Origin of the sequence: Pseudomonas sp. GW456-L13 (genome assembly GCF_017350115.1) — a bacterium.
In the GTDB taxonomy this organism is placed as follows: Bacteria; Pseudomonadota; Gammaproteobacteria; order Pseudomonadales; family Pseudomonadaceae; genus Aquipseudomonas; species Aquipseudomonas jessenii.
This window is the reverse complement of the sequence record NZ_JACNAS010000002.1, coordinates 670,247-690,315: the sequence shown is the minus strand read 5'-3', so window position 1 is coordinate 690,315 and position 20,069 is coordinate 670,247. Positions and strand designations below refer to the sequence as shown.

Annotated in this window: 22 protein-coding genes and 1 rRNA gene; 9 read left to right on the top strand and 14 right to left on the bottom strand. The window is 59.9% G+C overall.

Annotation, left to right across the window (positions count from 1 at the left end):
• Window positions 1-89: 89 nt before the first annotated feature.
• Together J4D25_RS17175 and J4D25_RS17170 are read left to right on the top strand one after the other, a co-directional pair.
• Entirely contained in the window at window positions 90-1,490 is a 1,401-nt protein-coding gene (locus tag J4D25_RS17175) for an aspartate aminotransferase family protein (RefSeq protein WP_057713868.1), read from the top strand.
• Between the two features lie 81 nt (window positions 1,491-1,571).
• Window positions 1,572-1,799, top strand: a complete 228-nt coding sequence (locus J4D25_RS17170; RefSeq protein ID WP_057713869.1) for an MbtH family protein — start codon at window positions 1,572-1,574, stop codon at window positions 1,797-1,799.
• A gap of 185 nt (window positions 1,800-1,984) precedes the next feature.
• Here J4D25_RS17170 and J4D25_RS17165 read toward each other — a convergent pair whose 3' ends face one another.
• The 10 genes from J4D25_RS17165 to soxR all read right to left on the bottom strand — a co-directional run bounded on the left by J4D25_RS17165 (window position 1,985) and on the right by soxR (window position 9,551).
• Window positions 1,985-2,887 carry a metal ABC transporter solute-binding protein, Zn/Mn family gene (locus J4D25_RS17165; RefSeq protein ID WP_057713870.1) on the bottom strand — a complete coding sequence of 301 codons (903 nt, stop codon included), beginning with the start codon at window positions 2,885-2,887 and terminating at the stop codon, window positions 1,985-1,987.
• Entirely contained in the window at window positions 2,888-3,787 is a 900-nt protein-coding gene (locus J4D25_RS17160; protein ID WP_003226663.1) for a metal ABC transporter permease, read from the bottom strand.
• Window positions 3,787-4,545 carry a metal ABC transporter ATP-binding protein gene (locus tag J4D25_RS17155; RefSeq protein ID WP_198530257.1) on the bottom strand — a complete coding sequence of 253 codons (759 nt, stop codon included), beginning with the start codon at window positions 4,543-4,545 and terminating at the stop codon, window positions 3,787-3,789. Before J4D25_RS17155 ends, J4D25_RS17160 begins: the two co-directional genes overlap by 1 nt.
• A gap of 74 nt (window positions 4,546-4,619) precedes the next feature.
• Entirely contained in the window at window positions 4,620-5,546 is a 927-nt protein-coding gene (locus tag J4D25_RS17150) for a metal ABC transporter substrate-binding protein (RefSeq protein WP_057713872.1), read from the bottom strand.
• Window positions 5,547-5,581: 35 nt separating this feature from the next.
• A complete protein-coding gene (locus J4D25_RS17145; protein WP_057713873.1) occupies window positions 5,582-6,157 on the bottom strand; it encodes a DUF6162 family protein in 576 nt (191 codons plus the stop codon).
• The gene (locus tag J4D25_RS17140) at window positions 6,154-6,483 is read right to left on the bottom strand and encodes a hypothetical protein (RefSeq protein ID WP_057713874.1); all 330 of its coding nucleotides are present in this window, start codon (window positions 6,481-6,483) and stop codon (window positions 6,154-6,156) included. Before J4D25_RS17140 ends, J4D25_RS17145 begins: the two co-directional genes overlap by 4 nt.
• Window positions 6,480-7,022 carry a hypothetical protein gene (locus J4D25_RS17135; RefSeq protein ID WP_057713875.1) on the bottom strand — a complete coding sequence of 181 codons (543 nt, stop codon included), beginning with the start codon at window positions 7,020-7,022 and terminating at the stop codon, window positions 6,480-6,482. The genes J4D25_RS17140 and J4D25_RS17135 overlap by 4 nt, the downstream gene beginning before the upstream one ends.
• Window positions 7,019-8,221 (bottom strand): PepSY domain-containing protein, encoded by a 1,203-nt coding sequence (locus J4D25_RS17130; protein ID WP_057713876.1) that lies wholly within the window; start codon window positions 8,219-8,221, stop codon window positions 7,019-7,021. The genes J4D25_RS17135 and J4D25_RS17130 overlap by 4 nt, the downstream gene beginning before the upstream one ends.
• A gap of 289 nt (window positions 8,222-8,510) precedes the next feature.
• Window positions 8,511-8,969 (bottom strand): VOC family protein, encoded by a 459-nt coding sequence (locus J4D25_RS17125; protein WP_057713877.1) that lies wholly within the window; start codon window positions 8,967-8,969, stop codon window positions 8,511-8,513.
• A gap of 126 nt (window positions 8,970-9,095) precedes the next feature.
• Window positions 9,096-9,551, bottom strand: coding sequence for a redox-sensitive transcriptional activator SoxR (gene soxR, locus J4D25_RS17120; protein WP_057713878.1), 456 nt, complete (start codon window positions 9,549-9,551; stop codon window positions 9,096-9,098).
• A gap of 96 nt (window positions 9,552-9,647) precedes the next feature.
• Between soxR and J4D25_RS17115 the strand changes: the two genes are divergently transcribed.
• The 5 genes from J4D25_RS17115 (at window position 9,648) to J4D25_RS17095 (ending at window position 14,360) form a co-directional block, all read left to right on the top strand.
• Window positions 9,648-10,019 carry an antibiotic biosynthesis monooxygenase gene (locus tag J4D25_RS17115; protein ID WP_057713879.1) on the top strand — a complete coding sequence of 124 codons (372 nt, stop codon included), beginning with the start codon at window positions 9,648-9,650 and terminating at the stop codon, window positions 10,017-10,019.
• Between the two features lie 117 nt (window positions 10,020-10,136).
• The gene (locus J4D25_RS17110; protein WP_057713880.1) at window positions 10,137-10,406 is read left to right on the top strand and encodes a hypothetical protein; all 270 of its coding nucleotides are present in this window, start codon (window positions 10,137-10,139) and stop codon (window positions 10,404-10,406) included.
• A gap of 101 nt (window positions 10,407-10,507) precedes the next feature.
• The gene (locus tag J4D25_RS17105; protein WP_057713881.1) at window positions 10,508-11,122 is read left to right on the top strand and encodes a LysE family translocator; all 615 of its coding nucleotides are present in this window, start codon (window positions 10,508-10,510) and stop codon (window positions 11,120-11,122) included.
• 206 nt (window positions 11,123-11,328) lie between these two features.
• Complete coding sequence (locus tag J4D25_RS17100) at window positions 11,329-12,486, top strand: cysteine desulfurase family protein (RefSeq protein ID WP_057713882.1); 1,158 nt, start codon at window positions 11,329-11,331, stop codon at window positions 12,484-12,486.
• A gap of 65 nt (window positions 12,487-12,551) precedes the next feature.
• Window positions 12,552-14,360, top strand: coding sequence for an aminopeptidase P family protein (locus J4D25_RS17095; RefSeq protein ID WP_057713883.1), 1,809 nt, complete (start codon window positions 12,552-12,554; stop codon window positions 14,358-14,360).
• A 108-nt stretch (window positions 14,361-14,468) separates the two neighbouring features.
• On the opposite strand, the gene J4D25_RS17090 is transcribed toward J4D25_RS17095, so the two are convergent.
• Window positions 14,469-15,059: a 2-hydroxychromene-2-carboxylate isomerase gene (locus tag J4D25_RS17090; RefSeq protein ID WP_057713884.1), complete on the bottom strand. Its 591-nt coding sequence runs from the start codon at window positions 15,057-15,059 to the stop codon at window positions 14,469-14,471.
• A 39-nt stretch (window positions 15,060-15,098) separates the two neighbouring features.
• Window positions 15,099-15,827 (bottom strand): SDR family oxidoreductase, encoded by a 729-nt coding sequence (locus J4D25_RS17085; RefSeq protein ID WP_057713885.1) that lies wholly within the window; start codon window positions 15,825-15,827, stop codon window positions 15,099-15,101.
• A gap of 93 nt (window positions 15,828-15,920) precedes the next feature.
• Between J4D25_RS17085 and J4D25_RS17080 the strand changes: the two genes are divergently transcribed.
• Window positions 15,921-16,481 (top strand): TetR/AcrR family transcriptional regulator, encoded by a 561-nt coding sequence (locus tag J4D25_RS17080; protein ID WP_057713886.1) that lies wholly within the window; start codon window positions 15,921-15,923, stop codon window positions 16,479-16,481.
• A gap of 14 nt (window positions 16,482-16,495) precedes the next feature.
• Here J4D25_RS17080 and J4D25_RS17075 read toward each other — a convergent pair whose 3' ends face one another.
• Window positions 16,496-16,777 carry a hypothetical protein gene (locus J4D25_RS17075; protein ID WP_057713887.1) on the bottom strand — a complete coding sequence of 94 codons (282 nt, stop codon included), beginning with the start codon at window positions 16,775-16,777 and terminating at the stop codon, window positions 16,496-16,498.
• Between the two features lie 169 nt (window positions 16,778-16,946).
• On the bottom strand, window positions 16,947-17,834 hold the full coding sequence (gene rhtA / locus J4D25_RS17070; RefSeq protein ID WP_057713888.1) for a threonine/homoserine exporter RhtA: 888 nt from the start codon (window positions 17,832-17,834) through the stop codon (window positions 16,947-16,949).
• A gap of 613 nt (window positions 17,835-18,447) precedes the next feature.
• Here rhtA and J4D25_RS17065 point away from each other — a divergent pair.
• Window positions 18,448-19,984: ribosomal RNA gene (locus J4D25_RS17065) — 16S ribosomal RNA — on the top strand.
• Window positions 19,985-20,069 lie beyond the last annotated feature (85 nt).

Sequence of the window (20,069 nt, the reverse complement as noted above, 5' to 3'; positions counted from 1 at the left end):
GCTCCTGCAAAGGTTTCCGGGTTACCGCCTAAATCCCTCAAGCGCTGATGCGTTTCCAGAACAGGAAAACCTTATTGAGGGGTCGAGAGATGTCAGTCGCTACCAACCTTATCGAAGAGCAGCCGGCGACGTCCGCCGAGACGCTTTATCAATTCAACGAATCGCCATTGCTCGCCCGTCAGAGCCGGCAGGAATCCAACGCCCGCAGCTATCCGCGACGCATTCCCCTGGCACTCAAGCGCGCCAAGGGCATCTACGTCGAAGATGTCGAAGGCCGCACCTTCATCGATTGCCTGGCCGGAGCCGGAACCCTGGCCCTGGGGCACAACCACCCGGTGGTGATCGAAGCCATCCAGCAAGTGCTGGCCGATGAGCTGCCGCTGCACACCCTGGACCTGACCACACCGGTCAAGGACCGGTTCGTCCAGGATCTGTTCGGGCTGCTGCCGCCTGCCCTGGCCGCTGAAGCGAAGATCCAGTTTTGCGGCCCGACCGGCACCGACGCCGTGGAAGCGGCACTGAAACTGGTGCGTACCGCCACTGGTCGCAGCACCGTGATCTCGTTCCAGGGTGGCTATCACGGCATGAGTCAGGGCGCGTTGAGCCTGATGGGCAGTCTGGGGCCGAAAAAGCCCTTGGGCGCCTTGCTCGGCAGCGGCGTGCAGTTCATGCCGTACCCCTACGATTACCGCTGCCCGTTCGGGCTCGGCGGCGCGCAAGGGGTCAAAGCCAACCTGAGTTACCTGGAAAACCTGCTCAATGATCCCGAGGCTGGTGTGCAATTGCCGGCGGCGGTGATCGTGGAAGTGGTGCAGGGCGAGGGCGGGGTGATTCCGGCGGATCTGGACTGGTTGCGCGGTGTGCGGCGGATCACTGAACAGGCGGGTGTCGCGCTGATCGTCGATGAAATCCAGAGTGGCTTCGCCCGCACCGGCAAGATGTTCGCCTTCGAGCATGCCGGGATCATTCCCGATGTCGTGGTGATGTCCAAGGCCATCGGTGGCAGCCTGCCGCTGGCGGTGGTGGTCTATCGCGACTGGCTCGACACCTGGCTGCCGGGTGCCCATGCCGGAACGTTCCGTGGCAACCAGATGGCCATGGCCGCCGGTTGCGCGGTGATGCGTTATCTGGTCGAACACAAGGTCTGCGAGCATGCCGCCGCGATGGGCGAGCGTCTGGCCGAGCACCTGCGCATCCTGCAGCGGGACTTCCCGCAACTGGGGGACATTCGCGGTCGTGGCTTGATGCTCGGCGTCGAACTGGTGGACCCGACGGGCGCGCTGGATGCCCAAGGCCATCCACCGGCTTTCGCCCGTCTGGCACCACTGGTGCAGCGCGAATGCCTCAAGCGTGGCTTGATCCTGGAACTCGGTGGCCGCCACGGCGCGGTGGTGCGCTTCCTGCCGCCACTGGTGATTACCGCTGCGCAAATCGATCGCGTGGCCGAGATTTTCGGGCGAGCCCTGGCCGCCGCCACGGCCAATCCTTAAATTTTCCGCCCTGCGGATCGTTCCTTCTACATAACGGTTGCGTGCACAACGCAACCCGCCCGAAAACGATGGAGAGACAGCATGACGTCAGTATTCGACCGCGAGGACATCCTCTTTCAGGTCGTGGTCAACCACGAAGAGCAATACTCGATCTGGCCCGACTACAAAGCCGTGCCACAAGGCTGGCGCACCGTGGGTAAAAGCGGGCTGAAAAAGGAATGCCTGGCCTACATCGAAGAAACCTGGACCGACATGCGTCCATTGAGCCTGCGGCAGAAGATGGACGAGCAGGCGGCTGTGGCGCACTGATCCGTCATGCAAAAACAAGCCCGCTGGACTGGTGACAGTCAGCGGGCTTTTTCAGGTCTGGAGTCTTGTGTCGCCTATCAGGCCGCTATCGCGAGCAAGTTCGCTCCCACAGTGATCTGCGGCATGGCACAAATCCTGTGGGAGCGAGCTTGCTCGCGATGAACGATAACGCGGTCGTACTGACCTTAAACGCCGCTCAACCCCTTGATCAGCAAATCCACATTCCCCTCCAGTTCCGCCACCGGATCCTCGGCATCGGTACTCAACACCACCAATCGGCTACCCGACCCGGCAATCACCGCTTTCAGCGCATCCGACGGCTGCCGGTGATGCAGTACCACCGTCACGTCATTGTCCTTGAGCGTTGCGCCCAATTGCTTCAGCGCCTCCGGTGTCCACTCGGCATCGGCGCGTGCATCCTGGCCGATCAATTCCAGATTGAGACCGCCGATCAGGTAGCCGAAGTGATCGCTGAGACTCATCACACTGAGGTTGTCCACATTGGCCAACCGCGCTTCGCTGTCGGCACTGAGCTTGAGCAAACGCTGCTTGAGCGTTGCCAGGTTGGCGTCGATCTTCGGCTTGGCCTTGGGGGCCAGGCGCACCAGGTCCGCCGCCATCACATCGGCCATGCGCCCCATGTTATTGCTGGAGAACCACGGCTGACTGTTCAGCCCGTCGACCTTGTTGTCGGGCTGTACGGCTATGCCGGGCAGGGCGCCGTCCACGGGGCGAGCGGCGTCGACTTCGACGATGCGGATATTGCTGCGCCGGGCGATCGGGTACAGCGGGTCATCCGGCCACAGTGAGCGCAGGCCGATCACCGCATCGGCGTCGCTTGCCAGTTTGGCCAGCGCCGGGGCGCCACGGCCGGTGAAGTAGGCGGTCTGGCGGCTGCCGGGCAGGTTGGCCGGGGTCGCGCGTTCGAGGCTGACATCGGTGCCCTTGAGCAAGACTTCACCCAGGCCATAAGTAATCGGCAAGGAGGCCAGCACACGCAGCGGTTTGCCGTTGTCGGCGGCCATGGTCGTTGTCGCCAGCCCGCACAGGGCGATGGCGAGGGTCAGTTGGCGCAGTGAAAAAATCATTTATCCAAGGTTCCCTTTCAGGCTGGGGACGACGCCGCGCGCGATGGCGGCCAGGGCGAAGGCGATACCGGCCACTAGGATGATCGCGGCGCCGGACGGGATCGGCAGGTCGAAGACAATCGGTGCAAGAATCCCGCACAGTGTGCTGACCGTGGCGATCAGCACCGAACACCAGAAAAAGCCCTTCAGCGATTGACTGAGCAGGCGTGCCGCGGCGGCCGGAATCACCAGCAGGGCGCCCACCAGTATCGCGCCGATGACCTTCACGGCGGCGACGGTGATCAGCGTCACCAGAATCACGAACAGATAATCCAGGGTTTTCACCGCCACCCCGCGCACCGCCGCCAACTGCGGGTTGAAACTGGCGAGCATGATGCGGTTGTACAAAGGCAAGGCCAGGGCCATGACCAGCGAACCGACGATGGCCAGCACCAGCAGGTCATTGCCATTGACCGTCAGCACCGAGCCGAACAGCACGTTTTCCAGAATGTGCACGTTGATCTTGCCCGCCAGAATCAGCAGCAGGCTAGCGCCCAAGGCGAGCGACACCGAGAGAAACACGCCAATCAAGGTATCTGGCGCCAGACCGGTGCGGTTGCGCAGGTAATTGAGCAGGATGCCGAACAGCAGGCAGTAGCCGAACAGGCTGCCGTAGGGGCCGGTGTAGGGTTCGCCGAGCAGGATGCCGATGGCCACGCCGGTCAGAGCGGCGTGACCGACCGCCTCGGAGAAAAACGCGAAGCGCTTGACCACCACCAACGTGCCCAGGCCTCCCAGTACCGGGCCGATCAACAGGCCGGCGAGCAGGGCGTTAACCACGAATCCATAGGCCAGCGCCTCGGGCAGATAACCCGACGACGCCCAGCCCTGGACCATCAGGCGAAAAGCTTCGTAACTCATCAGGCAAGGCTCCGTGGGTGGGTCGAGAACAGATTCAACAGACGCTCCGGTGTCAGCGCCTGTTGCGGCGTGGCGTCGAACAGCACCCGGCGATTGAGCCCGGTGACGTGATCGGCCAGGCGTCCGACCGCTTCCAGGTCGTGCTCGATCCACAGTACGGTGATGCCCGCCGCTCGCCAGTCGCCGAGCAAGCGTTCGAACACCCGGATACCAGCTTCATCGAGGGCCGACATCGGTTCGTCGAGCACCAGCAATTGCGGAGACGGAATCAGCCCCTGGGCCAGCAACACCCGTTGCCGTTCGCCGCCGGACAGCGCGCCCATGCGGCGCTTGCGTTTGTCCTGCATGCCGACCCGCTCCAGCGCCTCGCCAATCGCCGTCGCGTAGTGTTTGCTCAAGCCGAGAAAGGCCGGGCGACGCTGGCACATGGCGGCCATGAAATCGTCGACGGTCATTGGCAAGCCCCGGTCGAACTCCAGTGCCTGTGGCACATAGCCGATGGTCCCCGGCTCGCCTGGCCAATGCAGGCTCAAGCGGCCCTGGTGAGGCATTTGCCCGAGCAGGGTCTTGATCAGCGAACTCTTGCCGCCGCCATTGGGGCCGACCAGTGCGTGCACGCTGCCGGGGCGGACTTGAAATGTCACGTTGTCGAGGATCGTCGTGCGCCCGAGGGTCAGGCTGACGCCTGCAAAATCCAATGTCGGCCCCGAAACCTGTGGGAGCGAGCTTGCTCGCGATGGCGGTGTATCAGGCAACATGGTGGTCGACTGACACGACGCCTTCGCGAGCAAGCTCGCTCCCACAGGGGATTCACTGAGTGTTTCTTTGGCGGTCATGCGCCCGACTCCTGAATCGCCCGCACCACAGTGTCGAGGTTGCCGGTCATTTCCTTTTCGTACTTGTCGGCGGTGTATTCGCCGTAGGAAATATGCGACAGCGGATACAGCTTCACGCCGGATTCGCGCTGGATGGTGTCGACGTAAGTGGAAGGAAAGTCCATCTCCGAGAAGATCACCTTCACGTCCAGTTCACGCAGTTGATCGATGGTTTTTTTCAGCTGGCTCGGGCTTGGCTCGATACCGTGGGCCGGCTCGACCACGGCCGTCACTTCGAGGCCGAATTCGCGCAGCAGATAGTCGTAGGCCGCGTGTACCGTGGCCACCCGCAGTTCCGCGTTCGGTGCCTGGGTCAGTTTGGCCAGGGCGTCGGCGCGCATCTTGCGCAGGCGCTTGCCGTAGGCGCGGGCGTTCTCGGTGTAGGTTTTGGCATTGGCGGGATCGAGCTTGCCTAGCTCCCGGGCAATGTTGTTGACCTGGGCAATCGAGGCGCTGATCGACAGGAAGGTGTGCGGGTTCACCACCTTGCCGGCACCGCGCGCGGCCACGCCGGTGGCGGCCAGTAGCGGTACGTTCTCGTTGGCTTCGATTACCGGCACGTTCGGGGTTTCGCTGGCGGCGATCATGCGGTCGGCGAAGTCGTCATGGCCGACACCGTTGAGCACAATCACGTCCAGCCCGCTGATGCGCTTGATGTCTTCGGCGCGGGGCTCGTAGGCATGTGGGTTGAAACCGGCCGGAATCAGCGGCACCACCTCGGCCTTGTCGCCGACGATGTTCGCCACGTAGCTGTAGTAGGGATGCAGGGTGATGCCGATGCGCAGGCGCTTGGCTTCGTCGGCGCTGGCCAGGGATGGCAGCAGGCAGGCGAGCAAACCGACCAGCAGCAGGCGCAAAAAAGAACATTGAGATGAATTGGGCATGGGAAAGCGGTCTTCTCTCGGAAAAAGGCGAGGGTTCAGTGCCGGTGCTGGCGGGTCACACCGGCATCGAATTGCGCGATGACCTGCTGCCAGCCGGCGCTTTCGAGCGCGGCATCGCTGAGGTCGGCCGGTGCCGTGAGCGTGCTGGTGCGGTTGAGCCAGATGTCCGGTGCAGCGTCGGCGGTTGCGCTCAGGCGCAGCAGAAACGAACCGGCGACCGTCGGCATCTGGCTCTGGCCGAAATAGGCCTTGGCGTCGAGCATTTGCCAGGCATGGCCACCCCGGCTGACGGAGCTGGCGTCCCGGGCAAACGGGGCAAACCCTTCCTCGGCCAGCAACTCGGGTGTCGGCAGCGCTTGCTGTTCCTGGCGCAGCAAATGGATCTCGTCCAGCGTCACCCGCAAATCGGCGTAGATACCTTGCTCGGATGCACTGAGGTCACGGCGCGCATCCAGTTGATGGCTGCTGACGCTGCTCACCTCATGGGATTCACCGCGCCAGAGCACCACCGAGCCGGCCACCGCCAGGATCGTCAGGCACAGCAGCAGAACATAAAGGGTTTCGTGACCGGCCCCGGCCGGGCGCACGACTTGGGTCGTTGGAGTGCTCATGGTGCCTCGATGTCCGCTTGGTCGATTTCCACGACGTGACCGGGGCCGGCATCGAACAGCACATAGAACTCGGCGCCGGGCTTCTTGAAGGTCAGGGTCGAATCAGGCCCGAGCTTGCCCGGCACCAGGATGGTTTCGTCGTAGCCGATCACATCGAGGGTCACGCCAGGAGCGCCGCTGCCGTCGGAAAAACCGCCGGTGCACTTGATCTGCTCCGCGTCGATGGCCTTGCATTCGCACATCGGATTGTGGGCCAGGGCGGCGGCGCTGAAGCCGGCGCAGAGCACCAGCAACACGGCGTTGAGCGGGCGAAGAGGGGTGATCATGGTTTGCCTCCTTGTTTGTTCAGCCAGGCGATAGTGGCGGGGGAGGCCTGGCTCAAAGGAATGGATGCCTGATGCATGGCGCCGTCCCAGCCTTCCATGGTGATCCACAGTTCGGCGTCGGCCGTGGACTTTTCCGGGACGGGCAGCGAGGCACCCATGCGGTACGGGGTGCCGAAGAAAATCACCCCGGCGGCGCGCAGGCTGCGGGGCTTGCCGATACGCAGGTAAGTGGCCTTGACCTGGCCGATACAGGCCTCGCACAACGCGGCGTTGAAACCTTTCATGTAACCGGCCGGGCCGTCGAGCATGGGCGCGGCATTGCGCAATTCCGCCAGGCGCAGGCTCCAGGGACCGACCCGGACTTCGCCGACCTCCCGTTCGCCAAGGCCACTGTCGCCGCGCATCAATGCCTCGTCGGCGAAGTACTTGGGCATGAAACCCAGGGGAATCAGCAGTAACAGGACGTTCAGATGAAAGCGCCATTTGTGCCAGAACACGTGCAGGCGCGAGGGTTGCGAGACCGCAGTGACTTTGCTCACAGGTGGGCCTCCGACGGTTCGTTGTTCGTGACCGGTTGCGCGGCGGTGCCACGCTGTTTTTTGTTGCTGCGCTTGAAGGCATTGGCCGTGGCCAGTGCCGTGCGTTTGGTCCAGATCAGCAGACCGCTGAGCACCATCATGCTCAGCAACAGGCCGAAGAACGCCCAGATCAGCTTGATCCACAGGCCACCGAAATCGCCGGTGTGCAGCGGGCGCATGGACTCGGTGACGAACTCCAGGGTCGAACGGTCCGAGATCAGGCGCGAGGCGGCGATTTCGCCGTTGTACGGGTTGATCGTGGCGGTCTGGAACATCAACGGATACCAACCGCGTCCGCCGACATCCAGGTGGCTGTAGGCATTGCCCGGCAAGCTGACAAAGCTGGCCTCCAGCCCGGAGATTTTCTGCGTGGCGATTTCAATTGCGCGGTCGAGGTCGATACGCGGCGGGGGCGAGCCATCGGCTGACAGCGGCACCGCTTCGCGGGACATCGCCGGGATGATCTTTTCCGTGGAAATGGAAATCTGGTTATCGAACAGCAATGCCTGAATCAGGAACCAGGTGCCGGTGATGGAAATCACCGCGATGAACCAGATCGACCAGATGCCGCTCAAGCGGTGAAAGTCGCCCCAGAAAATCCGCGCGCCGTGGCGAATACGCAGGGTTGGCCGAAAAAAGCCTTTCCAGAAGCGTTTGTAGACCACCAGCCCCGTGACCAGTGACGCCAGTAGCGGCAAGCCGAGAAACGACACCAGGTACCAGCCCCAGCTGTAACCGTTGGTGAACGGCACCAGCCACCAGCCGTGCAGCGCCCGGGTGAAGGCGCGGAAGTTGAACTCCGGCGCGACACCCTGGATCACGCCGCTGTACGGATTGACATAAATCACCACCGAGCGCCCGTCGGGGTAGCTGACTTCGACGTCCAGGGCAAAATGCGACTCGTCGGGGCGGCTGATGCTCTGCACCACGGTCTGCGGTTCGGCCTTGTTGATGGCCTCGATGACCTGCTGATAACTGAGTAGCGGGGCGTCGTCCGAGGGCTGGCTGGCGCGCATTGGCGGGTTGGCCAGCCAGACGATCTCCTGACTGATGACGGCCAGGGTTCCGGTTACACAGACGATCAGCACGAAAAACCAGATCGGCAATGCCAGCCAGCTATGGACCAGAAACCAGATTTTTGAACGGGACTTCTTTGACATGTTGGAGGTCTTGCCTGGATGAGGGGCAGCTCGGCTGCGGGCTTCGCAGGGATGAGCGCCCAGAAGGTCCGGTCGTGGCTTTTGCCTACGCGAAAGGACTGCATCTAAGTAGGACGGATGAGCAGGGGAAATCCCGAAAGGGGAAATGAAAGAAAATGTTTCTCATTGTCGACAGGTCGCGGGCGGGCTTGCTTGCGCAAGTGATTGGCATGTCGGCGGTGCTGCTGAAGACGGGACCCTTGTGGGAGCGAGCCTGCTCGCGAAGAGGCCCGCTCCATCACCAGGGATTTCAACCCTGGGCAAACATCTCCTTGGCCCGTTGTTCGATCTGTTCCTGGGTAAGGTCTTCCTTGTGCGTGGCCAGGAACCACAGGTGCCCGTAGGGATCTTTCAAGGTCCCTGAACGGTCGCCGTAAAACTGATCCTTAACCTCCGATACAACGGTTGCGCCGGCATCGATCGCCTGTTTGTAGGACTTGTCGACATCCGTCACGTACAAATGCAGACCCACGGACGGCGAATTGTCCGGGTTGCTCAGCGGTCCTTGATCGCATGGCGTGCCCAGCATGATCGGGCAATCGCCGATGCGCAGTTCCGCGTGGCCGACACCGCCATCGGGCATGTCCAGGCGCATGATTTCAATGGCGCCGAAGGCTTTTTTGTAGAAGGCGATGGCTTCGGCGGCTTTGTTGATGCCCAGATAGGGGGTGACGCTGTGATACCCCTCTGGAATGGGTTTGACGCTCATGATGGAACTCCCTGTTGTTGTTTTGTGAATGGAAAGTACCTGTGCCGTTGTACGACCGAATAAATATAGGCCAGCCTCTTTCGCCTCACCGAGTGCCCGACGAGCAGCAGCGCCATTCAAGTGCTATCAGGTCGGCTCCAACCAGTGCGCTCCCGGCCCGCGCTCTCCCAGCACATCGCCTGCGTTGCGCAATGGACAAGCCTCCATCGACAGGCAACCACACCCGATACAGCCGTTGAGGCGATCGCGCAGCAGGGTCAGTTGGTTGATGCGCTCATCCAGTTCCCGGCTCCATTGCGCCGACAGCATTTTCCAGTCCGCCGCCGTCGGCGCCCGGTTGTCGGGCAGTGACTTGAGGGCTTCGCCGATTTCCGCCAAAGGAATTCCCAGGCGCTGGGCAACCTTGATCAAGGCCACCCGTCGCAGCACTTCCCTGGGATAGCGGCGCTGGTTGCCCTGATTGCGGTTGCTCTTGATCAGCCCCCTGGACTCATAGAAGTGCAGCGCCGTGACCGCCACACCGCTGCGCGCCGCGACTTGGCCGACGGTAAGTTCCTTGTGCAGGTTTTCCGGGGTGATCATTTAAAAATTGCCTCTTGACCTCTAGTTAACTTGAGGTTTTACCCTGCACACCTTCGGATCGCAAGATTCGCCTTACATGTGAGTGGGGGACATTTCATGCAAGCCTCAGAGAACAATCGCAGCTTTACTCAACTGATCGAGTTCCAGATCGAGCCGCATCAACAACCCGCGCTGGTATTGGCATTGTCGGCGCAGACCGAACATCTGGCCCGGCAGCACCGCGGCTTTCTCAGTGCCAGCATCCAGGCCAGCGATGATGGCCGGCGGGTACTCAATTATCTGCAATGGCAAACCCGCGAAGCCGGGGAGGCTGCGTTCCGGTCCTTTGAAAACGGCGAAGAGGATTTCTGGCAGTTGATCCGCGCCCATCAGGCGAAGGCCGTGACCTTCGGCTCGTTCCAGGTCCTGCACAGCCTGGAGCGCAGCCACGACAATGCATTGCACTGCAGCCTGGTGGGCTGGCGCTGACAAGGGCAATGATCGCCATTTCTTGATAGCCACTATTGAAAGCGTTGATTTCTGCTGCCCGGGAGGCGCGGGTAGCCTGTGTTCATTGCCTCGAACCCAGTTGCCAGGACGCCAGAAATGAAACCGATGATCGCCACTTTGCTGATGCTCGCCGTCTCCGTACTCGCCGGATGTGCCAGCCATGTTTCCCCTGAGCTTCGGCCTTACACGGCGGAAGAAAGCAAGGAACTGGCGCTGGAAGCGCTGAACCGCCGCGGATTGTCCTTCGACGAATACCACGCGAAAAAAGCCGAGCTGCTCGGTCAGCCGCAAAAGTCGTTCGGTTTCGACAACCAGGGTGAAATGAACGTTGGGCGATCTGTACAGCTTCACGGTCGTCCGAGCTGAGGCGAAACTGTACTGCTCCAAGTTTCGCGTAACTGTCCATGGGTTTCGCCGAAGGTGTGCGATAGGGTCAACACCTGACCGACCCTGACGGACTGCCACCCATGACGCTCTCACTCGACCTGCTGCTGGGCTTCGCCCTGTTTGCCCTCGTCACCTCGATCACGCCCGGCCCGAACAACACCATGTTGCTGGCCTCCGGGGTGAACTTCGGCTTCAACCGCACGATTCCGCACATGCTCGGCATCACTTGTGGCTTCTTCGTACTGGTGGTGGCGGTCGGCTTTGGCCTTGGCGCGGTGTTCCAGACCTACCCTTTGCTCTACACCGTGCTGCGTTATGTGGGGGCGGCGTATTTGCTGTATCTGGCGTGGAAAATCGCCCATTCCGGGCCAATGTCGGAGAGCCAGCAGGGCGAGGCGAAACCGATCAGCTATCTGGGGGCCGCCGCGTTCCAGTGGGTCAATCCCAAGGCCTGGATCATGGCCATCGGCGCTATCAGCACTTACACGCCGATGCAGGGGTACTTCACGAATGTGATCGTGATCGCGGCCGTCTTTGCGATCATCAACCTGCCGAGCGTGGGTGTCTGGGCCGCTTGCGGCACGCTGTTGCGCAATGTTCTGAAGGATCGCCGCTGGCTGCGCCTGTTCAATTGGGGCATGGCCGCGCTGCTTGTGGGTTCGCTGTATCCGCTGATACTCGAAAGCTTTAGCTGATGCATTGCTTCAACCGGTTGCCCGATGCCTGTTAAGCTGACTTTTCAGGAGCGTTCCTACGCACTTTTAAATGAAGTAATTCTTCTTTAACGGCATCCGATCAGGTATTGGTAACGTTCTGAAAACCGCGCGCAGCTCACAAGGCTGCGCTTTGCCGTTTGCAGTCACGAGCTTCCTGATCCCGGAACACGCTCTGCGAGTCTTTTATGAATAAACGTCCGTTGTATTTCGATTACGCCGCCACCACGCCGGTGGATGAGCGGGTCATCAAGGTGATGATCGAGTGTCTGGGCTTTACCGGCAATTTCGGCAACCCTGCTTCCAGTTCCCACGTCTTCGGCCAGCAGGCCCGGCAATCAGTCGAACAGGCGCGACGCCAGGTCGCCGAACTGGTCGGCGCGACACCCGGGCAGATCGTCTGGACCTCCGGCGCCACCGAATCCAACAACCTCGCGCTCAAAGGCGTGGCCCAAGCCCGCCGCATTGGCGGGGGCCATATCATCACCAGCCAGATCGAACACAAGGCCATTCTCGATACCGCCAGGCAACTGGAGGATGCCGGTGTAGCCGTGACTTATCTGGCGCCGGACGCCGAGGGCCTGATCACGGCGCAAGCAGTCAGCGAAGCCATGCGCGAAGACACCTTCCTGGTGTCGCTGATGCTGGTCAACAACGAACTGGGCACCCTCAACGACATTCCCGCCATCGGTCAGATCGTGCGTGATCGCGGGGCGTTGTTCCATGTCGACGCCGCACAGGGCGCGGGCAAAGTGGCGATCGACCTCGCACTGTGGCCGGTGGACCTGATGTCGTTTTCCGCGCACAAGCTCTACGGCCCCAAGGGCATCGGCGCGTTGTACGTCGGTCCGCGTGCACAACAGCGTTTGCAGGCGCAGATCCATGGCGGCGGGCATGAGGGCGGTTTGCGTTCCGGCACGCTGGCGACCCATCAGATCGCGGCCATGGGCGCGGCCTTTGCACTGGCGGCGGCTGCGTTCGATGAAGAGAAAGCCACCATCGTGCGTTTGCGTGAGCGCTTGCTCGAGCAATTGCAGAGCGTTCCCGGCGTGCGTCTCAACGGCAGCCCGACCCGGCGCATTCCCCATACCCTGAGCCTGACCTTCGACGAAGGCGAGTTCAACCCGGCGGCGTTGCTGGCCTCGATCGCGTTTTCCGCGACCTCGGCCTGCAATTCCGCGAGCAATACCCCATCCCATGTACTGCTGGCCCTGGGGCACGATGCCCGCTCGGCCGGTCGCACCATCCGCTTGAGCCTCGGGCGTTTCACCACCGAGCAGGACATCGACCAGGCGGTTCAACTGATCAAGGCAGCCTGCGCCAGTGCTCCGGCATTCTGGCAATAGGGCGACGAAGCGCCGACATTGATCGGCACTCAACAATAATGATGAAGTGGTTAGCAGGAGACACGATGAATACGCAGCTTTCGATCAATGGATCGGTGCCCCAGCGCCTGGCGCAAACCCGCGAACTGATGAGCCGGGAGGGCATTCACGCCTTGCTGGTGCCGTCGGCCGATCCGCACCTGTCCGAATACCTGCCGGGCTACTGGCAGGGGCGCCAGTGGTTGTCGGGTTTCCATGGTTCGGTCGGCACCCTGATCGTGACTCCGGATTTTGCAGGTGTCTGGGCCGACAGCCGTTACTGGGAGCAGGCGACCAAGGAACTCAACGGCAGCGGCATTGACCTGGTCAAGCTGCAACCGGGTCAACCCGGACCACTGGAATGGCTGGCCGAGCAAACCCCCGAGGGTGGTGTTGTCGCGGTCGATGGCGCGGTCATGGCCGTGGCTTCGGCACGGACCCTGGGCGGTAAACTGGAAGAGCGTGGCGCTCGCCTGCGCACCGACATCGACCTGCTGAACGGCGTCTGGAGCGACCGCCCCGGCCTGCCGAACGAACCGATCTATCAGCACTTGCCACCACAGGCGACCGTCAGCCGTGGCGAAAAACTCGCCAAACTGCGTGAAACCCTGCAGGCGCGGGGTGCCGACTGGCATTTCATCGCCACCCTGGATGATATCGCCTGGCTGTTCAACCTGCGTGGCGGCGACGTGTCGTTCAACCCGGTGTTTGTTTCCTTCGCCTTGATCAATCAGCAACAGGCCACGCTGTTTGTCGCCTTGAGCAAAGTCAGCGCCGAACTGCGCGCCATCCTCGAACGGGACGGGGTGACCTTGCGCGATTACAGCGAAGTCGCTACTGCATTGCGTGCCGTACCGAGCGGCGCGAGCCTGCAAGTCGATCCGGCGCGGGTCACGGCGGGCTTGCTGGACAACCTCGACAGCGGGGTGAAACTGATCGAAGGCCTGAACCCGACCACCCTGGCCAAATCGCAAAAAAGCCTGGCCGATGCCGAACACATCCGGCAGGCCATGGAACAGGACGGCGCAGCACTGTGCGAATTCTTTGCCTGGCTGGACTCGGCGCTGGGGCGCGAGCGCATCACCGAACTGACCATCGACGAAAAACTCACCGCGGCCCGTGAACGCCGTCCGGATTATGTGTCTCTGAGTTTCAACACCATTGCCGCGTTCAACGCCAATGGCGCGATGCCGCACTACCATGCCACCGAAGAAGAACACGCGGTGATCGAAGGGGACGGCCTGCTGCTGATCGACTCCGGCGGCCAGTATCTGGGCGGCACCACCGACATCACGCGCATGGTTGCTGTGGGCACACCGACCGATGAGCAAAAACGCGATTGCACCCGAGTGCTCAAGGGGGTGATTGCCTTGTCCCGCGCCCAGTTCCCGAAAGGCATTCTGTCGCCGCTGCTCGATGCCATCGCCCGTGCGCCCATCTGGGCGGAAAGTGTCGACTACGGTCACGGCACCGGTCATGGCGTCGGTTACTTCCTGAACGTCCACGAAGGTCCGCAAGTCATTGCTTATCAGGCCGCGCCAGCCCCGCAAACCGCGATGCAACCCGGCATGATCACCTCCATTGAACCGGGCACCTATCGTCCGGGTCGTTGGGGTGTGCGCATTGAAAACCTGGCGATGAACCGTGAGGCGGGCAAAAGCGAATTCGGCGAGTTCCTCAAGTTCGAAACACTGACCCTGTGCCCGATTGACACGCGTTGCCTGGAAACCTCGCTGTTGTCCGAGGACGAGAAGCAGTGGTTCAACGCTTACCACGCCGAAGTGCGCGAGCGCCTGAGTCCGTTGGTCGAAGGTGCCGCGCTGGAGTGGCTCAATACCCGCACGGCGGCTATCTGATCGGGAGCTTTTATTGGTTCCGGCGTAGCTATTTGTTTATGTGCAGCTCAGGCGCTTTATCCAGCGCCTGAGCCATAGAGCGGCGAAGGGGCGGTTGGTGGTCGAGTTTCAGCTCAAGGCTTCGAGCACGAAGTCCAGCCGATCCTGGCCGAAGTACAGCTGATTGTCGACAAACATGCTTGGGGCTCCGAATACGCCTCGCTGTACGGCTTTTTCGGTGTTGTCCTTGAGCAGGGCTTTTACTTCTTCATCGGCGGTCAGGGCCAGCACCTCTTGCGGATCGAAAGCGTTTTCGCTGAGCACTGCCGCGACGGTTGCCGGTTCATCCAGGCTGCGACCCTCGACCCATATGGCCTTGAACAGGCAATCGATGAAAGCTGCAAAGCGTTCAGGGTGGCGCAACTGCATGCCTGTTACGGCGCGCATGAGCATCAAGGTGTTGATCGGGAAGTGGGGATTGAATTTCAGAGGCACGCCATAGCGTTTGGCGTAGCGGTCCAGATCCTCAAACATGTAGCGGCCTTTGGCGGGGACAGTCGCCGGAGAGGCGTTACCGGTGGCTTTGAACACTCCGCCCAACAAGAGCGGAATGTAGATCAACCGGGTGTCGGTTTGCGCGCAGATCTTCGGTAGCTGAGTGTAGGCCAGATAGGTGGCGGGGCTGCCGAGGTCGAAGTAGAACTCCACGGTTTTGCTCATGTTCAAGGCGCTCGTCTTGTTGTTGTGTGTGGGGGGGAATTACCAGCGTTCGCTCCAGGGACGCAGGTCCAGTTCGAAAGTCCAGGCGTCGCGGGGCTGGCTGTGCAGGTACCAGTAATTCTCGGCAATGTGTTCGGGGTTAAGGATGCCGTCCTGATCCTTGGTCGCGTATTTCTCGGGGAAGCTGTCGCGGATGAAATCGGTATCGATGGCGCCGTCGACGACGACATGGGCAACGTGAATATTCATAGGGCCGAGCTCTCGGGCCATGCTTTGCGCCAGCGCACGAATGCCGTGCTTGGCACCGGCAAATGCGGCGAAGCCGGCTGCGCCACGCAGGCCTGCAGTGGCGCCGGTGAACAGGATCGTGCCCCGCTGGCGCTTGGCCATGCGTTTGGCCACTTCACGCGCATTGAGAAAACCGGAAAAACAGGCCATTTCCCAGATCTTGAAATACTTGCGTGCGGTTTCTTCGAGAATGCTGCACGGCACGTTCGCGCCGATGTTGAACACGAATGCCTCGATAGGGCCGATCTCGCTTTCTATCTGCTCGACCAGTGCGACTACGTCGTCTTCCTTGCGGGCGTCGCAGGCGAAACCGTGGGCCTCGCCACCATCGGCCTTTATGGCATCCACCAGTGGCTGGAGCTTGTCCGCACTGCGGCGGGTAACGCAGGTGACAAAACCCTCCCGGGCAAAACGCTTGGCAATGGCGCCACCCGTGGCATCACCTGCACCGACGATAAGAACGACCTTCTTGTTATTCATGGGTAGATCCCTTTTGGTAAACGATCGTTAACTAAACGAACGTTATGCTATGATTCGACAGACGTCAAGGCGAGCAAGCTAGGGAGAAAGGCAATGCGTTATTCGGCCAGTCACAAGCTGGAAACCAGGCAAAGGCTGCTGGAAAGCAGTGCGGTATCGGCCAAGAAGTCCGGATTTTCAACGGTGGGCGTGGACGGCCTGATGAAAGCGATTGGCTTGAGTGGCGGCGCCTTCTATAGCCATTTCTCGTCGAAAGACGAGTTGTTCGCCAGCATTGTCGAGCGTGAGTTGGGGCAAAGCCTGGCGCGACTGGGGGAGGGAAAGGACCGTGACAAGCTTGAACGCTGCTTGAAGCAGTACCTGAGTATGTCTCACGTCGAGAATCCGGAAACCGGTTGTGCATTGCCGGCATTGGGGGCGGAAATTGCCCGTTCCGACCTGACTGTCCGTCAACAGGCAGAGCACTGGATTTGTCGGCTTCAGGAAAGTTGGGCGGGTATTCTGCAAAGCGACAGCCTGGCGTGGGCGATTCTGTCGCAATGTATTGGCGCGCTGGTCGTAGCGCGCATGCTGGCTAGTCCGGATATCCAGCGCACAGTGCTGAACTCCAGCTACGAGGAAATTGGCCGTCAGATCGCAAGCCCGAGAACCTGACCCGACGGCCCTGCCTATTTGCAGATGACAATCATGCTGCGGCTGGTATAGCCCGCAGGATTGAGGCCAAACGGGTAATCGCCGGGCTCTTCCACTGCATCTCCCGACTTGGCAATGACCTTGTATCCCTTGGGGGCGCAGGAATTGGCGGCGCTGGCGTAGCACTTGTCCCAGGACGAAGACAGTCCGGAACAGTTGATGTGCAGCCCTTTCTTACCGTGCTTGATCTGTGTTTCCGAAGTCGCTGCGCAGCCCGCAATTGCAAGTACGGCGATCAGCATCAAAAATCGTTTCATTACTGTCCTTATAGCGTCCCCGGATCTTGTGCCCGGGTTTGGCCGCTTTCACTTTCGCTTGACGCGTACCGATATCCCTATCTGAAATGGTCCATGTCATGACACTGGGGTGCGGGGCTAAACATGGCCTAATTGAGCGGCAAATACCAGAGCCGTTTCATATCTGCTTTCAATCCGCCGCTACGGCTGGTCTGGTGCTAGTGCTCATGGTCATGGTGGCACCGACGGATGCCAGAATGATGCACATGATTGCCATCCATTGTGACAGCGAGAGGTATTCATGAAGGAACAGCAAGCCAGATAGCGCGCCGAAGGCTGGCTCGATACTCATCAGTGTGCCGAAGGTTCTGGCCGGCATGCGGGTCAGCGCGACCATCTCCAGGGTGTAGGGGAGGGCTGTGGACAGGATGGCGACGCCAAGGGCTATAGGGATCAATGACGGGCTCAGCAGAGCTGAGCCTGCATGGACAATACCGATGGGGGCTACGAAGAGCGCAGCGATCATTACCCCCAGCGCGGCGGTTTGCACGCCATTGTCGGCCCCGGCTTTTTGACCGAACAAAATGTACAGTGCCCAGCAGACCCCTGCGCCCAAGGCATAACCGGCGCCTACAAGATCGATGCCGGTGGTCGTTTCTCCCGTCGGTATCAGTAACAGTAAGCCTGCGGCAGCCAGGGCAATCCACAAAAAGTCGATCGCGCGACGCGAGGCGTAGATCGCCACCGCCAGTGGGCCGGTGAATTCAAGCGCCACCGCGATGCCCAGCGGGACGGTTTGCAACGACATATAGAAGAGGAAGTTCATGCCGCCCAGCGCCATTCCGTAGACGATGACGGTGCGCAGGGACTTTGCAGTGAATTTTGCCCGCCATGGACGCAGTATCAGCATCATGATCACACTGGCAAAAATCAGTCGTAATGTTGTCGTCCCCTGAGGACCGACAACGGAGAACATGCTTTTGGCCAGGGAGGCTCCGGACTGGATCGATGCCATGGCTATGAGCAGCAGCCCAACCGAGAACAGAGTAGAGGCTAGGCTGCGAGGCTGGTCATTCATTACGTGGCATCGTCCGAAATATAGGAATCAGGGCGTTTCTATTTGTGTTGGGCAATATACTGCGCATTCCTTGCAGGCGCGTCTATATATAAGCAGTGTTTTTGCACATATCGATAGAAAACCTAAATCAGTGCTTGACGGCAGATTTCAGATCTCTATAATTCGCCCCACTTCCGGCGCAGTCGAAACGGAAAACTCCTTGGTAAACAAAGAGTTACGCAGTTTTCGGCAGCAGGTTGCTTCAGTTTATCGAAGTCGAAAGGGAGTTGAAAAAGAGGTGTTGACAGCAGCGTGTAACGCTGTAGAATTCGCCTCCCGCTGATGAGAGATCTGAAGCGCAAGTGGTTGAAGTTACAAAGGAAACTTTGAAAGCTTCTGAAAATAATCACTTGACAGCAAATGAGGCTGCTGTAGAATGCGCGCCTCGGTTGAGACGAAAGATCTTAACCAACCGCTCTTTAACAACTGAATCAAGCAATTCGTGTGGGTGCTTGTGGAGTCAGACTGCTAGTCAACAGATTATCAGCATCACAAGTTACTCCGCGAGAAATCAAAGATGTAACCAACGATTGCTGAGCCAAGTTTAGGGTTTTCTCAAAACCCAAAGATGTTTGAACTGAAGAGTTTGATCATGGCTCAGATTGAACGCTGGCGGCAGGCCTAACACATGCAAGTCGAGCGGATGACAGGAGCTTGCTCCTGAATTCAGCGGCGGACGGGTGAGTAATGCCTAGGAATCTGCCTGGTAGTGGGGGACAACGTTTCGAAAGGAACGCTAATACCGCATACGTCCTACGGGAGAAAGCAGGGGACCTTCGGGCCTTGCGCTATCAGATGAGCCTAGGTCGGATTAGCTAGTTGGTGAGGTAATGGCTCACCAAGGCGACGATCCGTAACTGGTCTGAGAGGATGATCAGTCACACTGGAACTGAGACACGGTCCAGACTCCTACGGGAGGCAGCAGTGGGGAATATTGGACAATGGGCGAAAGCCTGATCCAGCCATGCCGCGTGTGTGAAGAAGGTCTTCGGATTGTAAAGCACTTTAAGTTGGGAGGAAGGGCAGTAACTTAATACGTTGCTGTTTTGACGTTACCGACAGAATAAGCACCGGCTAACTCTGTGCCAGCAGCCGCGGTAATACAGAGGGTGCAAGCGTTAATCGGAATTACTGGGCGTAAAGCGCGCGTAGGTGGTTTGTTAAGTTGGATGTGAAAGCCCCGGGCTCAACCTGGGAACTGCATTCAAAACTGACAAGCTAGAGTATGGTAGAGGGTGGTGGAATTTCCTGTGTAGCGGTGAAATGCGTAGATATAGGAAGGAACACCAGTGGCGAAGGCGACCACCTGGACTGATACTGACACTGAGGTGCGAAAGCGTGGGGAGCAAACAGGATTAGATACCCTGGTAGTCCACGCCGTAAACGATGTCAACTAGCCGTTGGGAGCCTTGAGCTCTTAGTGGCGCAGCTAACGCATTAAGTTGACCGCCTGGGGAGTACGGCCGCAAGGTTAAAACTCAAATGAATTGACGGGGGCCCGCACAAGCGGTGGAGCATGTGGTTTAATTCGAAGCAACGCGAAGAACCTTACCAGGCCTTGACATCCAATGAACTTTCCAGAGATGGATTGGTGCCTTCGGGAACATTGAGACAGGTGCTGCATGGCTGTCGTCAGCTCGTGTCGTGAGATGTTGGGTTAAGTCCCGTAACGAGCGCAACCCTTGTCCTTAGTTACCAGCACGTTATGGTGGGCACTCTAAGGAGACTGCCGGTGACAAACCGGAGGAAGGTGGGGATGACGTCAAGTCATCATGGCCCTTACGGCCTGGGCTACACACGTGCTACAATGGTCGGTACAGAGGGTTGCCAAGCCGCGAGGTGGAGCTAATCCCACAAAACCGATCGTAGTCCGGATCGCAGTCTGCAACTCGACTGCGTGAAGTCGGAATCGCTAGTAATCGCGAATCAGAATGTCGCGGTGAATACGTTCCCGGGCCTTGTACACACCGCCCGTCACACCATGGGAGTGGGTTGCACCAGAAGTAGCTAGTCTAACCTTCGGGAGGACGGTTACCACGGTGTGATTCATGACTGGGGTGAAGTCGTAACAAGGTAGCCGTAGGGGAACCTGCGGCTGGATCACCTCCTTAATCGACGACTCAGCTGCTCCATAAGTTCCCACACGAATTGCTTGATTCATTGAAGAAGACGATAGAAGCAGCTTTAAGCTCCAAG